The sequence below is a fragment of the Lachnoclostridium phytofermentans genome, from assembly GCF_000733755.1.
In the GTDB taxonomy this organism is placed as follows: Bacteria; Bacillota; Clostridia; order Lachnospirales; family Lachnospiraceae; genus Lachnoclostridium; species Lachnoclostridium phytofermentans_A.
The window spans coordinates 476,152-501,615 of record NZ_JPOF01000003.1 but is presented as its reverse complement, the minus strand read 5'-3'; the positions used below and the strand labels follow the sequence as shown (position 1 = coordinate 501,615).

Here is a 25,464-nt window from a genome sequence, read left to right as displayed (position 1 = left end):
TTTTAAAGTTTTATTGAATTCTTCTTTTCATTTAGCTCAAATATTGCTATGATTAAGGATAAGGAAAATATGTGGGGAGAAACATAGTTTATATGAGAATTCAAGAGTATTTACAAAAACATAGATTAGTTACAGATGGTGCAATGGGGACTTATTATGCGAAAATTCGTAATGATGATTATGCTGTTTGTGAGAATGCATTAATAGAGGAACCAGAGATTATCAGACAAATTCATATAGAATATTTAAAAGCAGGTGCAAAATTAATAAGAACTAACACCTTTATGGCAAATCGGCCTGCATTAAAGATTACGAAAGAGGAACTGGTATACTTACTAAAAAGAGGGTGCGAAATTGCGAAAGAAGCAAGAATAGAAAGTAATTGTGATGCGTTTCTTGCAGGAGATATTGGTCCAATACCAGAATTTGCCAGAGATGAAGAATTAGATATCATAGCTCAATATAAAGAAATTATTGATGTCTTTTTATCACAAGATTTGGATGCTATACTTTTTGAAACATTTTCAGATGATCGATACTTTGGTGAATTAAGTAGATATATAAAGGAAAAAAGTCCTACAACCTTTGTTATTACGCAGTTTTGTCTTAATAAAAGTGGTTACACCAGCAATGGGATTCGTGCAGATAAACTATTAGCAAGGGCAGCTGCACGAAAAGAAATCGATGCAGTCGGATTTAACTGTGGAATTAGCTCTGGTCATATGGTTAAGTTAATTCGTAATTTCCAACTCCCACGGAATAAGTATCTAATGATTTCTCCGAATGCGGGATACCCAGAGCAGATGCAGAATCGATTAATCTATCTTGATAATGCAAGTTTCTTTACTGGCAATATGAAAAAGGTACTAGATTCTGGAGTTTCCATTGTAGGGGCTTGTTGTGGAACTACACCTTCTTATATTAGAGGGATAGCAAAACTTATCGATAATTATCCACCGGTTGTATTAGAAGAAAATCCAAAGCAAACATTATACAACTTAGATTCCAGCCAAATGCCGAAAGACAATATAAGGAACCTTAGTGAAATTAGTATATCAACTAAAAAAATAACTGAACTTTTAAAAGAAGGAAGGAAAGTAATTGCAGTAGAATTAGATCCACCCTTTGATGCAGAAGATACTAAAATCTTAGAATGTGCAAAAAAGCTATCACAACTAAGACACATTGATGTAATAACCTTGGCAGATTCACCGTCTGGTAGAAGTAGAATCGACTCGATTCTAATGAGTATTAAGTTAAATAGCCAGACTCATATGAGGGTTATGCCTCATCTTTGCTGCCGAGATAAAAACATGATAGCGATGCGGTCAGCCATATTAGGTGCTTATATCAATGGAATTCGCAATTTGTTATTAGTTACTGGTGATCCTGTACCAAGGGATGGACGTACCTTATCTTCTGGAGTATTTGATTACAATTCCATACGTCTAATGGAATTTGTGAAAGAGATGAATACGGAACATTTTTCACAGGATCCTTTTGTATATGGCGGTGCGTTAAATCCAAATGGAGTGAATGTAGATAAGATTATTGAGCGTATGGAAAAAAAGATGGCAGCTGGTGCCTCCTACTTTTTGACACAACCTATTTATAGTGACGAAGGGATTGAGCGTATACAGCTTTTAAAAGAGAAAACTGGTGCTAAAATACTTTGTGGAATCATGCCATTGGTAAGTTATACGAATGCTTGTTTTATTAAGAATGAGTTCGCCGGAATTGAGGTTCCAGATGAGGTGGTAAATCGCTACCATAAGGACATGTCAAGGGAAGAAGCAGAACTCGTGGCTGCAAATTTGGCCAACGAATTAATAGAGAAACTTTGGGAGATAGCAGATGGATTTTACTTTATGCTACCGTTTAACAGAGTAAGTTTGATGGATAAAATTAAAATAGAAAAACCACACAGATAGCGAGGTGTTGCAAGATGGCGGTAAGAGTGGAACGGCCTAATGGAAAAAAGGGCCAACGTGCAATTGTAATCAGCGATATCCATGCAAATTTAAAGGCTTTTATTGAGTTATTAAAGAAGGTAGACTTTTCTGAACAGGATATCCTTATTCTACTCGGTGATATAGTAGAAAAAGGGGAAAGTAGTTTAGATATGCTTCATTATGTGATGGAACTTAAGAAGACACATAATGTATATGCTGTTTGTGGCAACTGCGATGCGATTGCCATGGAAGTACTTAAGGATACCAGAAATGAAGACTTATTAAAATATATTTTACTACGAAAGCAAACCTTAGTCGGAGAAATGTGTCGTGCAGCAGGTGCCAAGTTAAATCGAGATACCGATATGGGAAAGGTAAAAAAGGAATTACGAGAGAGATATAAGGAGGAATTAAGTTTTATTTGTGAATTACCTCACATTATAGAAATAGGACAATATGTATTTGCCCATGCTGCAGTTTATCCTGGTCGTATGGAAGAGATGAAACCCTCCCAAGCGATGAAAGCTGACGATTTTATGAATCAAGGTTATCATTTTGAAAAATATCATGTGGTTGGTCATTGGCCTACGTCTCTTTATTGCAAAGAGATTCCTGATTGCAATCCAAGAATCGATAAAGAAAATAAGATTATTAGTATTGACGGCGGAAATGTACTAAAGCGTGATGGGCAGTTAAATGCGTTGATAATACCAGATCTATTCGAGAATGAAGTGACTTTTACATACGTAGATCAGCTAAGAAAGGCGAAAGTATTAAATACACAAGAAGCTGGCGAAAAATCCTTTTGCATTCCTTGGACAGACAGCCTTGTGGAGTTGTTACGTACCGAGAAAGATTTTACGTACTGTGAACACATTTCCTCTGGTAATAAAATGTGGATTCCTAATTCTTATCTATGCGAGGATCGAGATGGATGGCATACGGAAGATATCTCTGATTATCAGATTCCTCTTACCTATGGTGATATTGTTTCTGTTAGCGAAGTAACAAGTCGTGGTTATCTGGTTAAGAAAAATGGTGTGATTGGTTGGTATTATGGGATGCTAGAGTTCTTACCCGAAGGCGAGGAGTAAGAGGGAGTAGCTATACTAGATAAATGCCACGCAGTGGCTATGAGGTTAGTAACAAATAGCGTAAGAGGATTGCAAATATCCGCTTTGACTGGACTGCCTTTAGAAGGTTATGGGAATGCTTAATAGTAGAACAAAGCGATCAAAGCTTGACTGATATAACAAGCTCTAACAAAGTCAAAATGTCAGATGGGGAATTGAGTGGTTACACTGTGTATAGAAAGGTTGAGATACATGACTAAAAATGAATTCAAAGCGCTGATAGAACAAAAAATCGTAATTCTTGATGGAGCAACGGGAAGCAATTTGCAGAACTCTGGTATGCCTTCTGGTGTATGTCCGGAAACTTGGATTTTAGACAACAAAGAGGTATTGATCACCTTACAGAAAGAGTATCTCGTTGCAGGTACGGATATTTTATATGCACCAACGTTTACTAGTAACCGTATCAAACTCGCAGAATATGATTTAGAGCATAGAATAGAAGAAATAAATCATTCGTTAGTGGCTTTATCAAAGGAAGCAATTTCGCGATATCGTGAGGAGACTGGGGAAAAACGTTCCGTTATGATTGCAGGAGATATCACAATGACAGGAGAGCAACTTTCTCCACTTGGAAAGATGGATTTCGAAGAACTCATCGATATCTATAAAGAACAGATTGGGTATCTTGTTGCAGCAGGAGTAGATTTGCTTGTGATAGAGACGATGTTAAGTCTACAGGAATGTCGAGCAGCATTGATAGCAGCCAAGGAAGTTTGCGAGTTACCAGTCATGGTAACATTAACCTTTGGTGAGGATAACCGAACCCTATATGGAACAGATCCTAAGACCGTAATGATCGTGCTTCAAAGCTTAGGAGCAGATGCGATTGGTGTAAATTGTTCTAGTGGGCCAGAGAAGATGAGTGAAGTAATCAAGCAGATGCTTCCAGTTGCCAATGTTGCACTCATAGCAAAACCAAATGCTGGACTTCCAAAACTTGTGGAAGATAAGACCGTATTTACCATGGGGGCAGAGGAATTTGCAGAAAGCTGTAAGATTTTCTTAGAACTTGGGGTATCTATTCTTGGAGGATGTTGTGGAACGACACCGAAGCATATTAAGTTATTAAACGAATTAGCAATGTCTTATAGGGTTCCAGTGATTCATAAAAAACCTCTACGAGTTTTAACCACAGAACGAAGGTCAATGGAATTTACTCTGGAGGATCGTTTTTTAGTTGTTGGAGAACGAATAAATCCAACAGGGAAAAAAGCACTTCAAGCTCAACTTAAGGAAGGGGTTTTAGATCTAGTTAGCGAGATGGCGGCCCAGCAGGAGGAACTTGGCGCAGATATCTTAGATATTAATATGGGTATGAATGGTATCGATGAAAAAGAGATGATGCTTAAGGTAATAGAGGAAGTTCTCCAAGTAACCAATCTACCTCTTAGTATTGATTCTAGTCATGTTTCTGTTATAGAAGCTGCTCTTCGAAGATATCCGGGTCGTGCGCTTATAAATTCTATTTCATTAGAAAAAGAAAAATTTGAAAAACTTCTGCCGATTGCAAAAAAATATGGTGCGATGTTCATTTTGCTACCATTATCTGATGCTGGACTACCAAAAGATTTAGGGGAAAAGAAGCAAATCATCAACACAATCGTGTCTGCAGCGAAAGAAATTGGGCTAGAGGATGAGGATATTGTGGTGGATGGGCTAGTCAATACGATTGGAGCAAATAAAGAAGCAGCCATACAGACAATGGAAACAATCCGTTATTGTAAAGAGGAATTGTCACTTGCTACTGTTGTTGGGTTGTCTAATATTTCTTTTGGATTGCCAGAGCGTCAGTTTGTCAATGCTACGTTTTTATCCTTTGCAATTCAAGCGGGTTTAACGATGGCGATTGCAAATCCAAGTCAAGACCTTCTTATGAATACTGCTTATTCGGCAGACCTACTTCGTAACAAAGAGGGGGCGGATCTTCGTTATATAGAACGAGTAACTGCACATCCTATGGTAATAACAGACACTACAGCCAAAAAAGTAGCGCAGAAAGTCAGTAAAGAGGTTGATAATGTAACTAGTTTAAGTTCAAATTCAAGTGATAATTCCAATGAGAATTTAACTTCATCCATAAACTCTCCAATCTATGAAGCGGTTATAAAAGGTAATAAAAGAAAAATTTTATCTCTTGTCGAAGAGGAGGTTAATAATAAAACCCAAGCAGCCGAAATACTTGACACAATGTTAATTCCTGCCATAAATCAAGTAGGACAATATTTTGACAATGGAAAGTACTATTTGCCACAACTGATTGCATCAGCAGAGGCCATGAAGACAGCCATCGATTACTTGGAGCCTATGTTAAAGAAGGATTCTTCACAGGAAAAGTCAGGTACTATTATAATCGCAACGGTTGCTGGAGACATTCATGACATTGGAAAAAATCTTGTTGCATTAATGCTAAAGAATTATGGATTCACTGTAATTGACCTTGGTAAAGATGTATCATCAGAAAAAATCATAAAAACTGCCAAAGAAGTTGAGGCAGATATTATAGCTCTTTCTGCACTAATGACAACAACGATGCTTGAGATGAAAAAAGTTGTAACTTTAAGAAATGAGGCTTCTTTAAAAGCAAAGGTAATCATCGGAGGTGCGGTAATCACACAAGATTATTGTGACGAAATTGGTGCCGATGGTTATTCGAAAGATGCACAGGAAGCGGTCACCTTAGTAAAAAGATTATTAGAAATGTAACGGGAGGGTACATGGAACTGAATCGAAACAATGTAAGAAAAATATTATTAATAATTACCTTTACCGTTTTATTATTTGTTGGGATACAGCATTTTGATGTGGTAATGAATACTTTTGGTAGTGTTATTAGTATTCTTTCCCCATTCATCTTAGGTGGATGTATCGCTTTTATATTAAATGTTCCTTTATGTTTATTTGAAGACAAATTATTTCGGAAAGGTAAGACAAAAAATAAGTTCGTTAATAAAATAAGAAGGCCAGTAAGTATTTTATTAAGTATTATTTTAGTAGTAAGCATTTTGTTTACAGTGACATTTTTAATTATTCCAGAGGTTGCTAAAACCGTTGGGGATCTGGCTAATTCTGTAAATGAATCCATACCTGAAGTGCAAAAGTGGGTAGAAGGAATGGCAGAAGAACTGATTGTGAAATTCCCAGATGTTGATAGCATATTAGAAAAATTTTCGATTGATTGGGCTAAAATAAGTACTACATTAATCAACATATCAAAAGGGCTATTTGATGGAATTGTAGGTTCTGCTTTCAGTATAATAAAAAATATTATAAGCGGTGTAACCACCTTTTTTATAGGATTTGTATTTGCAGTATATATTTTGGCGAACAAAGAAAAACTCTCGGAACAAGGTAAGAAGCTTTGCTATAGTTTTCTTCCTCATAAAAGAGCAGAAAGAGTTATTATGGTATTACAGTTAACGCATCGAACGTTTTCGAATTTCTTGTCTGGTCAGTGCATTGAAGCTGTAATATTAGGTTCTATGTTCTATTTTACTTTGAGTATTTTACGTTTTCCATATGCTCTTTTAATTGGTGTATTAATTGCATTCACAGCACTGATTCCTATTTTTGGAGCGTTTATCGGTTCTATTATAGGGACATTTTTGATCTTAATGGTAGACCCTGTTCAGGCGTTTTGGTTTATTATCATCTTTAATGTATTACAGCAAATTGAGGGGAATTTAATTTATCCTCATGTTGTTGGAGGATCAGTTGGACTTCCATCGATCTGGGTATTGTTTGCTGTGACTGTTGGTGGTAGTTTGATGGGTGTCATGGGAATGTTAATTTTTATCCCGTTAATGTCAGTTTTCTATACTTTGTTACGTGAAAATGTAAAGGTACGATTATTCATAAGGCGAATACCGGAAGAGAAGTATGCATATTCCTCGGATAGTTCACCTATACCAATAAGCAAAACGTTAGAGGAAGAAGAAGAAAAAAGAATTGCAAGAAGATATCGAAGGATAAAAAAGGAGCAGGTTCCAGAAGGTAATAATAAGAGTAATGCTAAAAAAGAAGTAGCAAAAGAAATAATAAATGAAGTGAAAATAAATAAAACCAAGGAAGTAACAAAAGAAATTGATAGGGAAGTAACAAAAGAAATAAATAAGGAAGTAAAAAAAAATAGTAATGAAATAATAAAAGAAGCAATGAAGGATGAGCCCTTACAAGAGGGAAAGCGAGCGGTTTTAGAGAAGGAATCATTAGGAACGAAGCTAAATCCAAAGAAAGAATCCTTTTATGAACTTAAGGAAGGAAATACAAAAGAGGTTCATAAGGCATCGCAGGGGATGATGAAAAATTTAGTCAAAAGTAAGAACCATAGCAATGCAGAAAGTTTAACTAAGGAGTTACCAAACCCAAAAGAAACTGGGGCTATGGAGAAAAAAAATTATGGACAATTAGAGCGAATTTCAAAGGATGAAAAGTAATCGATAAGGGGTGGTAATGTGGGCAATGGTGATTATGATTTAACTTACAGTGATTTTAATCCAACGGTTTTTTTTGCTAGTAAGATGCGTGTGACCAAACGGACAGCATACCATGCACATCAGGATTTTACAGAATTAACATATATTTTATCCGGTACGAGTAAATATCGTATCGATGACATATATTATGATGTAAAAGCTGGTGATATGATTGTATGTAATCCGGGTGTATTCCATCAGAACATGTTATTGGATGGTGAAGAACCGTTGGTTGAATTTTGTACCGGATTTACAGATTTTCAATTTAAGAATATGCCGGAAAATACGATTCAGTTAAGTAACCAAGGCCATGTCGTTCACTTAAGTTCAGAAGCAAAGCGTGAAATTTCCAGACTTTGTTATGATATGTTGGCGGAGAACGAAGCAGGTCAGGTTGGAAAGTACTTTATGTTAAAAGCACAACTTATTCAGATGCTAATGCTTCTGATGCGAGAAGTGATTGAAGCACCAAAGGTAACCCAGAAGGGATGTAATTTTGAGACTTATAGCAAAAGCTATGCTGTCAAACGGATTATTAATTACCTGATGGAGAATTACGAACATAAAATATCCCTTGATCAAATTGCGCATAACATGTACTTAAGTCCCGTTTATATCTCAAAGATATTCAAAGAGGAAACTGGAGAGTCACCAATCAACTATCTAATCAAGATCAGATTAGAGAAGGCGAAGGAAATCTTATCAGAACGAGAAGGCGGAAGTATTAAAAATATTGCAAATGATATTGGTTATGATGATGTATATCATTTCAGTAAGTTATTTAAAAAATATTTCGGTATTTCACCCCAGAATTATCGAAAGTCCCTAACCGCGCAGCATACGACGGAATTACAATAGCATATCGGAAAGGCAGAGGTAGTACCATGAATCTGTATGAAGCAATGTTTGTCAGAAAATCAGTGAGAAATTATAATATGGAGGCACTAGAGGAGAAACTGCTTAGTCATATAACATCGTATATAGAGCAGTTAAAGCCATATAAGAGTAACATTGAATATGACATAATAATTGTTGACAATACGAAGGAAAATGAAAAATTAAAGGGCTTATTTCATGTAAAAGCACCTTATTACCTGCTTATCTCCTCAGAATTAAAACAGGATTATCTAATCAATGCAGGTTTTCTAATGCATCAGTTGATGCTTTATCTGACAGCAAGAGGAATTGCAACCTGTTATCAGGGAGGTATTAAACCAAATTCAGAGTTAAAGTCTAAGTTAAAGTATGATTATGTAATAGCAATTGCATTTGGTAAAAGTGACAAATCGATGTACCGCTCTCCAGAGAAGGCAAAGCGTCTGTCGGAAGACAGCTTAATTGTATATAAGGAAGAAGTTAGTGAAAATATGAAAGTTATTATGCAAGCAGCTATACTTTCTCCATCCTCCATGAATAATCAGCCTTGGCGTTTTGTAGTATATCGTAACCGTATTCATGTATTTTGTAAAAAAGCTAGGTTTTTTACATCTGTGGTTAGCGATATGAAGTTAATTGACATGGGAATAGCATTAGCTAATATAGTTCAGGCAGCGGATGAATTATGGATGGATGCAATACTTACGAAATCTGAAGTTTTCTCAAATAAGGAGTTAAAGAATACAGAATACATTACCACTGTTATGTTAAAGGAAAAGGTATTTTGATCATAGAAACGAAAAAAATCTGTAAAAATTATTCGAATTGTGTTGACAAAACAAACAATATGGGTTATTATATATCTTGTCTTCACGAGATAGCAAAAAGACAAGATATATAAAATGCACGAGTGGCTCAGTGGTGGAGTATCGCCTTGCCAAGGCGAGGGTCGCGGGTTCGAATCCCGTCTCGTGCTTAACTTATTTCCCTAGAAATCCAGTATTTATATGGTTTCGAGGGTTTTTTCATTTCTACGGATTTGAGTCCGCTTGAGTCCGTAACTTTTTAACGTATGCTCAAGCCGAGTTTTAAATCTTGCTTTGATTTGAAATACTGAGTCCGTTTAATCCTTTTAAGGCATTGATAATCATGTCTCTGGTTTCTTCCTCATCGTGAGTATTCAAAATGTAACCCCAGGTAGTTTTAACATCAGCGTGTCCTAAGTAATCACAAATAACTTCAATTTTAACATGACCGACATTGTACATCTCAGAAGCAACTGTTCTTCGGATGTCATGTGCTGACTTTTCAGGAATCACTGCATTCTGACATAGGGTACGGATACAGTAATCAATTTCTCTGATTTTAGTGCGGCCTTCGCTATTGCAGAACACATAATCACCATCGTAAAATTCAATTAATTCATTGATTTCTTTGATTTTTAAGAAGATATTGATTTCATAGGGGCTAAGCGGTAAAAATCGGTCACCATGAGGACTCTTTTTCTTCGTATATGGAACAACGACTAGACGTAATTCTCCAGTAGCATTTTCAAGCCAGGTTTCCATACGATGGATGTGAACCTTTCTTGTCTCAAAATTAATGTCGCATCATTTTAGAGCAACAACTTCCCCTATTCGAAGTCCAATCTTGAATAATAGTGAACAGCATATGGATCGGTATACTAAAGAGTTTGGCAAGTGCAGCTGCCACTAGCTTGATCGTATAAGCAGAAAGATGAGAACGAGAGGAAATCCATTCATTCGCATGAGATCGACACTGTTCTAACGTTTTACACTTATAATTTTCCTTGCACCATAAAGCGAAGTAGCAGTTGTGTTTTAAATAGTTGTGGTAGGTTTCCCAGCTATAGATTTTATCGCTGGTCTGATTTAGTGACTTGTCAAGATATTTGGATTGCCCAATCGCTAGCTTCTCATCTAAGGCAAGTTTTACTTGGTCCACAAGGGATACCTTGTTTTTGTGGGACATAATAATTTCTCCTTGAATGAGATAAAGTTAATAGTTACAGTTAAAGCGAAGCACAACCCACTCTGTTTACTTACATCGTGTGTAAGACAGTCTTATGGACGACTGGTTCCCTCAATCGAATAATGGAAGTTTGTGAAGTTTTGTAAAGCGAAGGAATTCAAACCTTATGCTATGAAATGGGAGGTGACATTTCAGCAAATCTAATCTTGAGTAATAAAAAAGAATCGTCATGCGATTCTTTCGGTAACAACTCTATTCGTCATATATACATAAGTAGTATGTAATATCAAAGGTATAAATAACTTGTGATTTGATCTAAAATGTCATAAAAATCTGCAATAACAGTTTACTCGTACATTTTGAGGTAAAAATAAGCGAGTAACCGGTAAACACATATTACTATTGTTTTTTTTGACTATATATGGTAATTTTTATAGGTAGTTAATAATAAAGTAAGCACAGTAATATGGAGGAAGGATGAAATACTTAGAAATATTGATTAACGTTAATAATAAAGTAAATATGTTTTTTCTTTGTATCTCCATACTAATTTTATTTCTAATTTGTTTAGTTGGTAATGGAACTAAGGATAATAAAATAGAAGGTTGGAGTTATGGCACAGTAAATTTTCTTAGTGGTAGTGAGAAAAAAATATCATTTCGTGCTAACTTTTTATGGAGCGTTATATTTCCTAATATTGTAGTTTTCTTATTAGCAGAATTATTTTCACGTTTAGATTATCAGGAAAAGTTGATTGGTATATGGACGATTGTTCCTATGTATTATGTACTAAGGTTCTTGCATAAGGCATTCATAAAGCATCAAAAAGAACTTTATAATTTTAGATATGAGTTTCAGATGGCAATAGTTGGAATACTAATATCAATCATTAGTTATTTTGCATTTATTACTAAAACATGTCCATTTTGCTATTATTCTAGTAATTTGTTTCTTGACTATGAATGTTTATTACATAAATATTTTACAGGAGAATCATTATTCTTCATTCCGTTTAATGAATTAAAGAATGAAATATGGTTGATTATTTTAGCGTTAAGTGGAAAATGGGTATATGATAAGTTGGGCAACAGGTTTGATGGTGACAAAATATATCCTGATAAATCTAAGGAAAAATATATTGAACGTCGATATGTAACTTTTCAAGATAGATACAAAAAATGTATTCAATTTGGAACGGAACTAAATGCTAAAGATAATAAAATACTAACGAGTGTAATATATTCATTAATGATTCTAGAGAACTTTTATCGTCCTAACACAGTGAGATTCTTTGAAAATATATATTCTATTCTGTTTGGAAAAGAATTGACGTTAGGCATTATGCAAATTCAATCAGACAAAATAATTACTAATAAAGAAAGTATAAGGTTAGCATGTAAGAAAATATATACAAAGTATAAGGATTATATAAAAGAAGCAAATTTAGATTCAAATGATTATGGATATGAAGATATATTAATAAGAGAACTTTTTTTAGATTATAACCGCCATGAGGAATATGTTAATCAGGCAACACAGATTTATCGTACTATTACCAGGTTTGAAAGAAATGAATATCAGTACGTAGTAGATATCTTATCTGCTACTTCGGAAGAACCTACTGATTATAGTAATATATCTAGGTTATTTATGTTGAGCTTAGACTATATTGCAAATACTTATGGTTGTAAAAGTTTAAATAAGGCGGCCGTGGACTTTTTAAAAAAGTATTCTATTTGTGGTATTGTTCTGTTTAAAGATAATATAAAAAGTAAAAAACAACTCAAAAGCTTAATTTATTCTATAAGAAAGAATTCAAAAGAAGATATACTCATTGCAATTGATCATGAAGGTGGTAACGTTAATTGGCTATATCCTCAAATTAGCAATAAGAAAATGTTGCCTATGGGTAAGCTAACAACTCTTGACGAAGCTAAAAATATTGGAAGGCAGATGGGGAAAGAATTAAGCTTAAACGATATTAATATAAATTTTGCTCCTGTATCAGATATAAATATTAGTAATAATGTTAATGAACGATATTTTACGGTCACAGCGGAACATGCTAGTGAAATGATTAAAGAAATTGTAAGAGAAATGCATGAATTTAATATTGGAACCACTTTGAAACATTTTCCTGGTATAGGTTCAATTGATGGTAATTTACATGAAAAAACACAAATAATAACTAGAAGTCTTGATGATATGTATAAAACAGAATTTAAACTTTTCCAAGCAGGAATTGAATCGATGACAGATCTAATAATGGTATCGCATGCAGTTTTTGAGACTATAACCACATCACAATGTCCGTCATCATTATCACCGTCAACATGCAATTTGATTTTGAGAAAAGATCTTGGGTTTAAAGGAGTTATTATTTCGGACTCATTAAATATGAAACCTATTACTGAAAACTATTCAAATGAGCAAATTGCTAAAATGGCACTTAAAGCAGGTATTGATATTTTACTTATGCCAGATGACTTCTATGATATTTATGAAGCTATAATTGAATTGATTAAGTCTGATAATTCTTACTTAACAAAAATCGATAATTCTAATTTAAGGATTATGGAATTGAAGAATAGATTACTAAGGTTAAATTAAAAGTAGTATATATTTTTCACGTACATCTTGAGTCCCCTCCTGAGTCCGCAGAAAAAAGATGTGTTGGAAACCTCCTTTCTATGCGGTTTGTAGAGGACGGGGAATGTTCGAATCCCGTCTCGTGCTTACGAAATCCCTTGAATTTCAAGGGATTTTTTGTGTGCGCAGATATGTGCATCGTATGTGCACTAATTTTTCTTGTTCTTTTTGTGGCTACTATTCAGAGCATTATTCATAATGTTCAAGTTTTCTTGTTCCGTATTTGGATTGTAAATATAGCTAAGGGTTGTCTTCTCATCAACTTGTCCTAGCATATCCCGAATCTTATCAAGTGGCATTCCAGTCTTGCTTAATCGGCTTGCAGTAGTCCTTCTTATGCAATGAGGACTTTTATATGTAATTCCTGCATCTCTGCAATATTTACTTAGCCAATAGGTTACTGCTCTTGCAGTTAGTCGTTCCCTATTCTTTTCAAAGATAAACTCACCATCGGGATTAAACACCATTTAAGAAAGTGTAGATGATACGCATTAATAATTGGTGTACACAGACTACTGAAATATTTAGTTTAATTATTTTACCAAATATGATATTATTAAGTTGGAAAAAAATTGAAATCATTAAGGTATTTCCTTCAATAAATTATAAATAGGGAAGTGGTAGTATGGTAGATGGTCATATTCATATTGAACGAGGAGAATATACGCACGAATGGGTAAATCAATTCGTTATCAAAGCAGTTGAAAAGCAATTAGATGAGATTTGGCTTCTTGAGCATTGTTATCGGTTTGAAGAATTTGTTCCCATGTATGATTCTGTTTGTGCATATAGCGATTATATAGATACATGGTTCCATAGAAATGCAGGTGTTTTGAAACTAGAGAATTATTTGTCACTTATCAAACAAATCAGAAATAATCAGTTTCCTGTTAAGATTAAGTTTGGTCTTGAGATATGCTATTTTAAAGAGTTTGAAGATTTAGTTGTAGAATTAACTAAAGGTAAAGATTTTGATTTCTTGTTGGGTAGCGTTCATTTTGTTGATGATTTTGCCTTTGACCATAAGGCAGAGCATTGGAATAGAATTAATGTCGATGAAATATATCATAGATATTTTGAAACATCTATTTCACTTGCTCAAAGCTGCATATATGACGGTATAGCTCATCCCGATTCGATTAAACTTTTTGGACAAAAACCATCATATTCTCTAACGGATTATTATGATAGTTTAGCAAAGGAGCTTTCAAAAAATAATATGTACGCAGAACAAAATAGTGGAGTATTTCGACGTTGTCCTAATACAGCTACGCTAGGTATGGATGAAGAAATGCTAAAAATAATGAAAAATAATAATGTGAAAATCATTACAGCATCGGATGCTCATTGCCCTGAAGATGTTGGTGATAGAATATTGGAACTTAACAATTGTTTAATAAATAGTTAGGTGCAACCAGTATCAGAGATTGAAAAACCTCCTTTCTATGCGGGTTCTGGTAATGTTCAAACAGTTCAAATCTGGTAATCACAGAACAAACTGAAGAGAAAGTGTAGTATTTACACTTCTCATAAAAGGTTATACATTGTACTAGTGTCTTAGCAGAGGAAAGTATAGAATTTTAACAGGGATATAGTAGGTTCTAAACGTATAAGATTTGACGAGGTGAAGAAGAGAGTGGTAATATATAGAAAATACTATAATATTGGCTATATGAAATTTAAGACATTCAAGCTATTTGAATGTGGATTTATCTATTCAGTGGCAAGATAATAAAGAGAGGATAAAGCTTAAAAGGCAGGATTAATTAGTACGCAATCTTTACAAAATGCTTCACTATTTAATTTGAGTATGTATATGAGTACGTTTAAAATGGATCTACTGGAAAGTCCCTTTCTATGACTGGAGGGCAAGGACATTAAATTGCTTCAATATAAAGAAAATCTAGGATTAATAGAGGTTACAAGTATGAAGATAGAAAAAGTAACTACCCCAAGATTATATTTGAGAGGGTTTGAAAAAACGGATGTTGGGTTTGCAATGAGTGTCTGGAATGACCCGGAAATGGGAGAGTATTTACCAGACCCGTCGTTTGAGAATATGGATGAGGAATATCGTAAATCATTGGAAACTTTGGGAGAGGATGAGACATGTTGTTATCTTATATCTGAATCAAAAATGACAGGCGAGAGAATTGGAACATGTAGTTTTATACCAAGTGAAGATGGAGTTGCATATGATATTGCATATTGTGTACATAAAAAATTCTGGGGAAATGGTTATGCAACAGAAATGGCACAAGGGATGATAGATTATGCCAAACAACATAATGCTAAAAAAATAACAGTTGTTGTTAATAAGGAAAATGCAGCGTCAAATGCAATTGTAAGAAAACTTGGATTTAAGATAGTTGGTGAAAAATCCTATAAGAAGAGTGGGACAGATTTAGAGTTTTCAGACTATCAATATGAATTAGAAATAAATGCGTAGAATACTAGCATGTAATTGATTTAACTAGAATACAGAATATATTATATGGTATAATTCTGTGAGATGATAAATAGGATTTTTTGGAGGAGGACAAGGAATTGGTAACTATAGAATCAAAATATAATATCAGAAATGAACAGACAAAGGATATGCGCGAAGTAGAGGAATTGACAAGGAAGGCTTTTTGGAATCTGAATGTTCCAGGATGTAATGAACATTATCTTGTTCATATCATGAGGAATCATCCCGATTTTATACCAGAATTAAATTTTGTTCTTGAAGAAAATAATATGATTATCGGGAATGTAATGTACACCAAAGCAAAGCTTATGGATGAAAACGGGTATGAAAAGCAGATTTTAACGTTTGGTCCTGTGAGTGTCCTTCCAGAATATCAAAGAATGGGATATGGAAAGTTATTGCTAGAATATTCGTTTGAAAAAGCAAAAGAATTAGGATACGATACGATTGTAATTTTTGGTAATCCCGATAATTATGTTTCACGTGGCTTTAAGAGTTGTAAAAAATATAATGTATGCATAAAGAATGATTACTATCCGTCAGCCATGCTCGTTAAAGAACTAAGAGAAGGAAGTCTTGAGGGGAAAAAATGGTGTTATAAAGAGAGTGATGTTTATGATATTGATGAGAAAGAAGTAGAGAAATTTGATTCTGCTTTTGAGAAAATGGAGAAGAAATTCAAACCGAGTCAGGAAGAGTTTTATATTCATAGTCGTTCTCGAATTGTTTAGAATAAGGAAAAAACAGTTTAAATCCTGTATCATGTTTAATGAAAAATTATCGCAAATCATTATAAAACAAGGGTTTGCGATTTTTATTCATGACATGGAAAAGTTTCGCGAAGCGTGCATTTTTATATATGGTAATAAATTCACGATACAATTTCCCGTCATTAATAGCTGAAATCTATGGAGGATACATAAAATGAGCATTGGAAATTTTAAAGAAAAGATAATAGATGATAATAGAACTATTACAAATCTTAACTATCAATCCATAATTGCGCAGGTCTGGGATAATATTAATGAATGTTTGACTGACAAAGCCACATCAATTAGCCATGAAGAATTTTTATGTGCTAAGCATGGTGAGCTGAAGGTCACCTTAGCTGGAGTGAAACTGGTGCCAGAACAATGGTTTCCACCTTTAAAAGGTATGAATCTGTTAGGCTTAGCAAGCGGGGGTGGTCAACAATGCCCAGTATTTGTTGCACATGGCGCAAATGTAACGGTTATGGATTTATCTGATAGACAGCTTGATAATGAAAGAGTTGTTGCAGAGCGTGAGAAATATGAAATAAACATTGTAAAAGCGGATATGTCGAAAAAATTTCCTTTTAATGATAATTCATTTAACTTGATTTTTCATCCAGTATCGAATTGTTATATTGAGCATATTCAGCCTCTATGGGAGGAGTGTGCCAGAGTTATTAAAAGCGGTGGAATATTAATGATGGGTTTTATAAAAGAAGAGGTCTTCATGTTTGAACCAGATTATCAAAAGGAAGATTTTCTTATCACAAGACATTCCTTGCCGTTTAATCCATTAACAGATTTATCAGAAGAAAAGTTAAAACAAAAGTATGATGAGAAAAAACCTATAGCTTTTAGCCATACATTAACAGAACAGATAGGCGGTATCATTAAAGCTGGTTTTGAGATAACTGATATTTTCGAAGACTGTGACGGTGGTGGACTATTCGATAAATATATGAATTCGTATGTAGCAATTAGGGCTGTTAGAAAATAAAAGCATAAGTAGGCAGAAATAAAAATATTTTAGGGAAATTTTATTTCTATAATGAAAGTGATCTGCTACACACGGTAAGTTATTTTACTCGGAATTGGTGTATGATTGTGAAACGTATGCAATCCTTCCGATTAGAGACTGAGTTTTTAAAAAATTAAATATCTATGAGTGGTTGTACCTTGGCTTACAAAAAGATTGGTTGATACCAGTCTTTTTTTGCTTTCCTAAGATTCATATATCCTAAAAGAGTTGGGGGAAAGGGGGGATATGTCTATATTTTATACTTATGATGTAAGACTGGCATTCCAGAAATATGTGAATGTGAGTAGTATCAATATATTCTACCTTAATTGCAAATCGAAATGCAAGCTGAATGCAACCCTATCGATATATTCTATTAATTCTGTATGTAAACACATCAACATTCTATTTCAATAAAAAACATATGTAAAATAATAAAAATATATTGATAAACGATAAATAACGTGATATTCTAAATACATAATTGAAATGTGAGGTGTTTATTATGAAACGGTATTCAACAATTTTTCTAAAAATTGCTATTTTTCTGATTGGAAGTCCAGTTCTTGCTTTATGTATATTTGGGGTTGTGAAGCTGGTTACTGACCCCATCAATCAAGATTACGCACATATATTATACCCATTGATAGCAGGCGCTTATGTATCTGCTATCCCATTTTACATTGCGTTATATCATGCGTTTCGACTTTTATGTTACATTGATAATAACATAGCTTTCTCACAGCTTTCTGTGAATGCGCTCAAGAGCATAAAGCGCTGTGCCAGTGCATTTAGCTTCGTTTATGTAATAATTATGCCATTTGTTTATCTGGTAGCGGACAAAGATGATGCTCCAGGGCTTGTATTCTTTGGATTGATACCTGTCTTCGTTGGTATGGTGATTGCTGTCTTTGCTGCAGTTCTTCAAAGGTTATTGCAAGATGCAATTGACATAAAATCTGAGAATGATTTGACAGTGTGAGGTGAAGAACATGCCAATAATAATTAATATTGATGTTATGCTTGCGAAACGAAAAATGAGCGTAACTGAACTTACGGAGAAGGTTGGAATTACTATGGCAAACCTCTCTATACTAAAGAATGGGAAAGCGAAAGCCATTCGATTTTCCACGTTAGAAGCCATTTGCAAAGCACTTGATTGTCAACCGGGTGATATTTTGGAATATAGATATGAGGAAGAATCGCAAGGATGAGGAAATGTTTTTTGTATACTCTCCATAGTTTACAAGGTAGAGAAGTACCTTTTTCAGATATGGAATAAAGGAAGTTTATGAGGTGTAGTTATGTATGATATTGTTATTGTAGGGGCTGGTCCTGCGGGTTCTAACCTTGCACGACTTATTGGAGGTAGATATAAGGTTCTATTAATAGATAAAAGAGATATGGAGAATGAAAATCCTCAAAATCACTTTCATAAATGTTGTGGAGGATTATTATCCCCGGATGCACAGAAAATGATTGCAAAGTTGGGATTAGGAATTCCAAAGGACCTATTAGTGAACCCGCAGCTTTTTGCGGTGAGAACGATAGATTTGACGAATCAGTTAGAAAGGTTATATCAAAGATTCTATTATAATATGGATCGAGAAAAATTCGACCGATGGTTAGTGTCTTTCATTCCAGATAATGTTGATAAAAAGTTTAATGCTATTTTCAAGGGGTTTACAGAAATACCAGAAGGTTATGAAATTAGATATAAGGATAAGGGGCAAGAGATAACTGCAAAAACAAGAGTTATTGTAGGTGCAGATGGTGCCATTTCTAAGATAAGGCGGACGATTAGTAAAGATATTAATATGCCTGAAACCTACATTGCAATTCAGGAATGGTATGAGTGTTCCAATCCCATACCTTATTACACAGCTATCTTTGATGAAGAAATCAGTGATTTTTATTCGTGGGTAATACCTAAGGACAATTATATATTATTAGGGGCGGCTCTTAGACCAAGGGAGAATACTAGAGAGAAGTACGAGATATTAAAGACAAAGTTAACAGAGTTGGGTTTTGATTTTAAGGATAAGATAAAAACAGAGGGTGCATTTATCTATAGACCTAAGAAGGTGTCACAATTTTATGTTGGAAGGGATAAGATAGCTCTGATTGGGGAAGCGGCAGGTGCAATCAGTCCTAGCTCAGCAGAAGGAATCAGCTATGCATTAAAAAGTTCTGCATACTTGGCAGAAAGTTTGGAAGAGGGAATAGAAGGATTTTTGGGCAGATATGAACACAAAGTAAAGAAGATTAAACTAAATATACTTTTAAAAAATCTAAAATCTCCTGCAATGTTTCACCCATTTCTAAGACAGTTAGCCATGAAATCAGGGTTACAAAGTATTAAGTAGTAGCTACGAGGATGGAATGCTGGATGAATGGCTAGAAAAATCATTGTCGTAATACGTGCTAAAAAAGTGATTCACCGAATAGCTTTAAAATATCCATAAAAGTGGATAGTGAGTTATGGGACAATAGCAAAACCGGCTGCATGTATGAACCAGGAACCATTTGGATTATTAGGAGTTAGTTAATGTAATGAAGCAGATTGCCAGAATTAGAGGGTTCTTTGTTAAGAACCTTCTTTTTTAACTTTATAAGTAAGTTAATAGTGCTTACCCAGAAGGTCATCAACACTCTTCCTTTTTACTGGTGCTGGTGTAATTCCCTTCTGGTAGAGGTTTGATGTATTTTTCTCTGAGTTCATCAGCAAGTTGCTGATTGTCATTTATAGAAAATGCCACCATTTAATATATATGATTATTAGATGTATGTAATCTCATATTTGTGTATCTTTATAAAAGCTTATTATTATTAAGTGACCATGTGCTAGAGGTCTTTTTAAAATATACAAATTATGGTAGAATGTTTTTCATATATTAGCTATAATAGCATTATTAAACCGAATTTAGAATTTGTAGCGTGATTATCAAATAAGAAATTGATGTTAATGTAAAGTTAGATATAAATTAAACAGCAATAACTAAGTAAACATATCGGTATACCCAATGGAAATCCTATCGTTATGGTTGGATAAAGTGTAATATAAATAACTTATGCTATCGAATAGAGGGGAACCACATGGAAATCAAAAAAGAATACATGATAGGGCAAGGTAATACAGCTGAAATATACAGGCTTGATGATAATAAAATATTAAAATTGTTTCGGCATGGAATTTCGAAAGAAATTATTGAAAGAGAATATCGAAATGGTAATTACATACAAAACAAATTAGATTGTATTCCTAAAGTATATGATATGGTTGAGATAAATGACAGATTAGGAATAATATATGAAGAAATTAAAGGAACAGATATGCTAAAAGTCATGGTGACTTCGTTGTGGAAGATTAATGATTATGCAAAAAAATTAGCACATTACCATTTAGATTTACAAATACCGATTATAAATAATATCTGCACAGTAAAAGAGAAACTAGAAGAGGATGTCAATGCTGTAGATGTACTTTCTAATGAAAATAAGGAAATCGTTCGAAAATATTTAATGCAGTTGCCCGAAGGCGATGAATTATGCCATTTTGATTTTCATCCAGGGAATATTATGATAACAGATAATAAAGCGGTTTTTATAGATTGGATGACCGCTTGCAGAGGGGATGCATGTGCTGATGTTGCGCGTACATGCATTATGTTAAAGTATGGAGAAGTTGCACAGGCACCTTGGGTTTTGAGAAAACTATTTTCTTTTTTTCAACATCATATATATAAGATATATATAAAAGAATATCTTATGATTTCAAAAAGAAATATTGAAGATATTAATCGATGGGAGTTGCCTGTTGCTGCAGCAAGATTACGAGAATGGCTTTCAGATAATGAAAAACGAGTGATGGTTCAATTGGTAAATGAACATTGCGAGAAAATAGCGACAAATCAAAATAATTCTAGAAACTACTAAAATAAACAGATTGCTTTATAGACTTGTGTAAACAAGAGGTTCCTTAACTGCTGAGGTTAACTTATTAAGTGTGTTATCAAACTAAAAAAGACAAAAGATAAGTGGTATAATATGGAATAAAATAAATGTGAATTAATTTTATGTTGGAGCTAATTATTAAGTGATTTTAAAGTGCTAGTCTTATATGAGGAGGAGAATGAAAAATAATAAACCAACGATACTTAAGACGATAATTGCTATCCTGACAATCAGCATATTATTAATAGGATTCATAGCGTGTTCAGCAAGAAATGGGGAATATCCCGATTATTATCAAGTTACGAATAAGGAGGCAAACGGTTCAATCAGTAATCAAATCAAACCATCGGAGGATTTTTATCAAAGTATAAATAAAAGTCTTATTGAGGAGAAATTAACACAAGGATTTGGGCGATGGAATTGGAAAATAGAATTTGAAATAGATTCAAATAATAAAATTCAAGGTATTATACGTGATTTGGTGGAAATGGAAGAAAGCCTAGCAGATGGTAGTATTGAAAAGAATATACTTTCTATTTATTATTGTGCGAAAGGAAGTTCTAAGGATCAAGGAAGGCAATGGAATCTATTAGTAGATGTGATGAGGGATATTAGAACTTCGACAACAGTACAAGATTACGTGAATGCAGTCGCAGATTATACTCATAAGTATGGAAAGGATAATTTATTCTGTATTACAATTGCACCTGATTCAAAAAATACGAAAGAATATAGTGCATATCTTGAACTACCATCTCTTTCTTTGGAGCAAAAAAGCTATGAGCATTTAGAGGAAACTGAAGAATATAAACAATATGTGAGCAAGGCAAATGGATTTTTCATGCTTCTTGGGAAAACGGATGCTGAAGCAGAATATTCAGTAAAACAATTAATAGAATTTGAGAAAAACTTTGCACTTCTGAAAGGGGAAATGCAGAAGTATAAGGGTACCGATGAAGAAGTTACTACATATACCAGTGATGAACTTGCTAAAATAATTACTAATATAAACGTATACGAATTATTAAAGCATATGGGATTCGAACAGGAGCAAAAACTTTATACAAAAGAATCTAAAAAACTACTTGAATTGATGAATGAATATTTAAGCGAAGAATCGCTTCAGTTACTAAAGGAGTATTCCATGTACTGTATTTATCGGGAGTTTGATTGTGGAATAACCTATGGAGGGATGAATTCTGAAAGTAATATGGATGTTGTAGAAGAAAGTTCTGAAGTTGATATTCAGGCAGTATGGACAACTACTCAAGTGATGTCTGAGGAGATTGGGCAGCTCTATGCAAGGAAGTATCTAACCGATGATTCAAAAGAAGATATTCAAGCTATGATTCAAGACATTCTTCAACAATATGATAAAAATATAAGCAAATTAACTTGGATGTCAGACATAACGAAGCAACAAGCTAGGAAGAAATTGGCTTCAATTCAAGTAGAACTTGGATCCCCGAAACAACTACCAGAATACAAACAAAATCTAATAATTAAATCTGTAAACCAAGGGGGAAGTTTATTATCAAATCTACTTGAGATTGAGCAAAAGAAGACCATGGAAGCTTACTCTAAGTTACAGCAGACAAATTCAGCAATAACCTGGCGTTCTCCAACTTATGCCGCGGATGCCTACTATGATGAGAAACAGAATACAATATTTTTACCAGCTGCTAATTTTCAACCACCATTTTATGATGAAAATGCAGATTATGCAACAAATCTTGGCGGTGTTGGAGTGTTAATCGCACATGAAATATCACATGCATTTGATGTGAAAGGTTCTAGATATGATAGCGATGGGAATCAAATCAATTGGTGGCTCGAGGAAGATAGGGACGAATATTTAAAACGAACACAGCTAGTGGTAGATTATTATAATTCGCTTCAGATGGTTCCAGGCGTTTTTGTCAATGGAGATATTACCTTAGATGAAAATATAGCTGATCTTGGTGCAATTTCATGTGTGACAGCTCTGCTAACAAAAGAGGAAGATTTAAAAAAGTTATATGTAAATTATGCATATTGCAAGGCGGAAGGTTTCGAGTCGGATGATCTTGCAGCTTTAGTTTATCTTACGAATGATCATGCACACAATACCATTCGAGTGAATGCAGTGTTGAGTTCCAATGATTTATTTTACGATGTATACGATGTTATAGAAAAAGATGGAATGTATGTGCCACCAGAGAAACGTGTAAGTATATGGTAGGTGTCATATAAGGATATGTCCCGCTCTTTTATATTTAATTGCTCAAACTTACTGTAAAGGTAATGATAATGAGTTTGACGATGCATCTATATTCGTTATTGTTTTATGTGGAATAAAATAGTTAGTTGGTCTTGTATTTAATAAATTATATAAGAGCTACGACAATTCCTAACCTATATATAAATATTGAATAAGGAGATTTCCTATGGCAATACAACAGTTAACAAAGTTAGATTTAGAAAAGAAAGAATTAGAGTGGTTATATGTTCCTGATGTCGAGTATTTTGAATATGAAAATTGTAAGAGGTATTTACAGTTAATCATACCATACAAACGAAACTGGGAAGAAAATAAAAAATATCCATTAGTTCTATTTATCCAAGGTTCTGCATGGCACAGACAAGAAATGTATAATAACATACCAGATCGTGCTGAATTAGCAAAAAGAGGTTTTGCAGTAGCACAGGTGCAATATCGGGAATCAGAATTGGCTCTTTTCCCTGCGCAAGTGATAGATGCTAAGAATGCCATTCGTTTTATCCCGTCGATTGCAGAAATGTTTCATATTGATACTGAGAATATATTTATTAGCGGGGATTCCTCGGGAGGTCATATCGCACTTTTGACTGGGCTTACTGCCGATTATGGTGAACTTGATTTAGAAGGAAAGAACAAAGGGACTTATAAGATTAAAGGAATCATTAGTTATTGTGCACCGACTGATATGATGCTTTCAGAGGGAAAGGGACCGATAGAGGATTTATTGGGAACAGATCATATCTCAAACGTCCCAAATCTTGCGAAAAGTGCATCCTGCGCAACATATCTATCCAAAGAAAGAAATATTCCGCCAATACTGATGTTTCATGGCATGCAGGATGAAATTGTTTCCATAAAACATAGTCGTGATTTCTTTGAAAAGTTAAGAGAGTTCGATAAAGAGGTAGAGTATTATGAATTAGAAAAGGAAAATCATTGTCCACCAACATTTTGGGGTAATGAAGTATTAGATATTGTAGAAAGATTTCTAAGAAAGAACTGTAACTAATTCATAACACCTATATATTTAGTGAATAACGGGTGGAATTTAAACTGTACATAATCCAATGGAGTGTAGAATTTTCTTGATTTATCGTATGAGTAATTTCATGTAAAGTGTTTAGACTTCATCAGAGCGGATCAATTCCTTCAATTCAGAAAGGAAACCTCTTAACAGAAAGATAGATAAGCTTAATAATAGAAAGATAGATAAGCTTAACAATAAGCTTGATTTATCTTTCTATTTATGGTATGTTTTTTAAAATTAATTTCTATAAATTGCTGCTGATTATGTCTCTTATTAAAGACAAGGAAAAGCTTGCAATCATGACTTGCTTTTCCTTATTTATTCTATTGGTCATAGTGAGTAGAAAGAACAAACATATAAAATTCAATGAAAGAGGTGTCTACATGTTTAGAGAAATGCGTAGAATAAAACAGGCATTGTCAACAGAGGAGAGCATAACAATCCTCAACAGAGGTACGTCTGGAGTATTGGCTGTTCATGGAGATGATGATTATCCATATGCTGTCCCACTTAGTTATGTACATACCGATTCTAAACTCTATTTCCATTGTGCGTATACTGGTCACAAGCTAGAGGCTATTACAAAGAATAGCAAAGTATCTTTTTGTGTGATTGATCAGGATAATGTTGTTCCGCAAGAATATACAACTTATTTTCGAAGTGTTATTGTTTTTGGTAAGGCACGTGTCTTAGAAGAGGAAGCAGAAAAGAGGAGTGCACTTGAAAAATTAGCGAAAAAATACTCGCCGAATCATGAGCAGGGGAGTTTACAGGAAATAGAGAAGCAACTCAATCGTGTTTGCCTTGTCGAGTTGGAGATTGAGCATATGACAGGGAAAGAGGCAATTGAATTGGTAAAGGAAAAGCAACTCAAGAATTAGAGTTTGGGAGTGTTGTAGAATGATC

The 25,464-nt window shown here is 34.1% G+C and carries 21 protein-coding genes and 1 tRNA gene; 19 read left to right on the top strand and 3 right to left on the bottom strand.

The annotated features are described in order from the left end of the window. The first annotated feature begins 92 nt into the window (after positions 1–92). The 7 genes from CC92_RS0107660 to CC92_RS0107630 all read left to right on the top strand — a co-directional run bounded on the left by CC92_RS0107660 (position 93) and on the right by CC92_RS0107630 (position 9,412). Positions 93–1,931: a bifunctional homocysteine S-methyltransferase/methylenetetrahydrofolate reductase gene (locus CC92_RS0107660; RefSeq protein ID WP_029503495.1), complete on the top strand. Its 1,839-nt coding sequence runs from the start codon at positions 93–95 to the stop codon at positions 1,929–1,931. Between the two features lie 14 nt (positions 1,932–1,945). Then, positions 1,946–3,046 (top strand): metallophosphoesterase, encoded by a 1,101-nt coding sequence (locus tag CC92_RS0107655; protein WP_031420286.1) that lies wholly within the window; start codon positions 1,946–1,948, stop codon positions 3,044–3,046. Between the two features lie 231 nt (positions 3,047–3,277). Next, a complete protein-coding gene (locus tag CC92_RS0107650) occupies positions 3,278–5,791 on the top strand; it encodes a homocysteine S-methyltransferase family protein (RefSeq protein ID WP_029503498.1) in 2,514 nt (837 codons plus the stop codon). Between the two features lie 11 nt (positions 5,792–5,802). Further along, positions 5,803–7,521 carry an AI-2E family transporter gene (locus CC92_RS0107645; protein WP_081841888.1) on the top strand — a complete coding sequence of 573 codons (1,719 nt, stop codon included), beginning with the start codon at positions 5,803–5,805 and terminating at the stop codon, positions 7,519–7,521. A gap of 18 nt (positions 7,522–7,539) precedes the next feature. Beyond that, positions 7,540–8,418 carry an AraC family transcriptional regulator gene (locus CC92_RS0107640; protein WP_029503501.1) on the top strand — a complete coding sequence of 293 codons (879 nt, stop codon included), beginning with the start codon at positions 7,540–7,542 and terminating at the stop codon, positions 8,416–8,418. Between the two features lie 26 nt (positions 8,419–8,444). After that, on the top strand, positions 8,445–9,224 hold the full coding sequence (locus CC92_RS0107635; protein ID WP_029503502.1) for a nitroreductase family protein: 780 nt from the start codon (positions 8,445–8,447) through the stop codon (positions 9,222–9,224). A gap of 116 nt (positions 9,225–9,340) precedes the next feature. Continuing rightward, positions 9,341–9,412, top strand: a tRNA-Gly gene (locus CC92_RS0107630). A gap of 112 nt (positions 9,413–9,524) precedes the next feature. On the opposite strand, the gene CC92_RS0107625 is transcribed toward CC92_RS0107630, so the two are convergent. Then, on the bottom strand, positions 9,525–10,004 hold the full coding sequence (locus CC92_RS0107625) for a tyrosine-type recombinase/integrase (RefSeq protein ID WP_029503503.1): 480 nt from the start codon (positions 10,002–10,004) through the stop codon (positions 9,525–9,527). A gap of 31 nt (positions 10,005–10,035) precedes the next feature. After that, on the bottom strand, positions 10,036–10,428 hold the full coding sequence (locus tag CC92_RS0107620; protein WP_029503504.1) for a hypothetical protein: 393 nt from the start codon (positions 10,426–10,428) through the stop codon (positions 10,036–10,038). Positions 10,429–10,905: 477 nt separating this feature from the next. Between CC92_RS0107620 and CC92_RS0107615 the strand changes: the two genes are divergently transcribed. Further along, positions 10,906–13,038 carry a glycoside hydrolase family 3 N-terminal domain-containing protein gene (locus tag CC92_RS0107615; protein WP_029503505.1) on the top strand — a complete coding sequence of 711 codons (2,133 nt, stop codon included), beginning with the start codon at positions 10,906–10,908 and terminating at the stop codon, positions 13,036–13,038. Between the two features lie 188 nt (positions 13,039–13,226). On the opposite strand, the gene CC92_RS0107610 is transcribed toward CC92_RS0107615, so the two are convergent. After that, positions 13,227–13,544, bottom strand: coding sequence for a tyrosine-type recombinase/integrase (locus tag CC92_RS0107610; RefSeq protein ID WP_029505428.1), 318 nt, complete (start codon positions 13,542–13,544; stop codon positions 13,227–13,229). 158 nt (positions 13,545–13,702) lie between these two features. On the opposite strand from CC92_RS0107610, the gene CC92_RS0107605 reads away from it, so the two are divergent. The 11 genes from CC92_RS0107605 to CC92_RS0107555 all read left to right on the top strand — a co-directional run bounded on the left by CC92_RS0107605 (position 13,703) and on the right by CC92_RS0107555 (position 25,439). Continuing rightward, complete coding sequence (locus CC92_RS0107605; protein WP_029503506.1) at positions 13,703–14,485, top strand: PHP domain-containing protein; 783 nt, start codon at positions 13,703–13,705, stop codon at positions 14,483–14,485. 519 nt (positions 14,486–15,004) lie between these two features. After that, positions 15,005–15,526 (top strand): GNAT family N-acetyltransferase, encoded by a 522-nt coding sequence (locus CC92_RS0107600; RefSeq protein WP_029503507.1) that lies wholly within the window; start codon positions 15,005–15,007, stop codon positions 15,524–15,526. 149 nt (positions 15,527–15,675) lie between these two features. Beyond that, on the top strand, positions 15,676–16,278 hold the full coding sequence (locus tag CC92_RS0107595; RefSeq protein ID WP_051650965.1) for a GNAT family N-acetyltransferase: 603 nt from the start codon (positions 15,676–15,678) through the stop codon (positions 16,276–16,278). 193 nt (positions 16,279–16,471) lie between these two features. Then, complete coding sequence (locus CC92_RS0107590) at positions 16,472–17,296, top strand: class I SAM-dependent methyltransferase (RefSeq protein WP_051650779.1); 825 nt, start codon at positions 16,472–16,474, stop codon at positions 17,294–17,296. A gap of 526 nt (positions 17,297–17,822) precedes the next feature. Next, positions 17,823–18,299, top strand: a complete 477-nt coding sequence (locus tag CC92_RS0107585; RefSeq protein WP_029503510.1) for a DUF2975 domain-containing protein — start codon at positions 17,823–17,825, stop codon at positions 18,297–18,299. A gap of 10 nt (positions 18,300–18,309) precedes the next feature. Then, complete coding sequence (locus CC92_RS0107580) at positions 18,310–18,531, top strand: helix-turn-helix domain-containing protein (RefSeq protein WP_029503512.1); 222 nt, start codon at positions 18,310–18,312, stop codon at positions 18,529–18,531. Between the two features lie 90 nt (positions 18,532–18,621). Continuing rightward, a complete protein-coding gene (locus tag CC92_RS0107575) occupies positions 18,622–19,683 on the top strand; it encodes an FAD-binding protein (RefSeq protein ID WP_029503513.1) in 1,062 nt (353 codons plus the stop codon). 730 nt (positions 19,684–20,413) lie between these two features. Beyond that, positions 20,414–21,253 carry an aminoglycoside phosphotransferase family protein gene (locus CC92_RS0107570; protein WP_029503514.1) on the top strand — a complete coding sequence of 280 codons (840 nt, stop codon included), beginning with the start codon at positions 20,414–20,416 and terminating at the stop codon, positions 21,251–21,253. Between the two features lie 196 nt (positions 21,254–21,449). Continuing rightward, positions 21,450–23,492: a M13 family metallopeptidase gene (locus CC92_RS0107565; RefSeq protein WP_029503515.1), complete on the top strand. Its 2,043-nt coding sequence runs from the start codon at positions 21,450–21,452 to the stop codon at positions 23,490–23,492. 205 nt (positions 23,493–23,697) lie between these two features. Then, positions 23,698–24,540 carry an alpha/beta hydrolase gene (locus tag CC92_RS0107560; RefSeq protein ID WP_051650780.1) on the top strand — a complete coding sequence of 281 codons (843 nt, stop codon included), beginning with the start codon at positions 23,698–23,700 and terminating at the stop codon, positions 24,538–24,540. 401 nt (positions 24,541–24,941) lie between these two features. Beyond that, positions 24,942–25,439, top strand: a complete 498-nt coding sequence (locus tag CC92_RS0107555) for a pyridoxamine 5'-phosphate oxidase family protein (RefSeq protein ID WP_029503517.1) — start codon at positions 24,942–24,944, stop codon at positions 25,437–25,439. Positions 25,440–25,464: the final 25 nt, after the last annotated feature.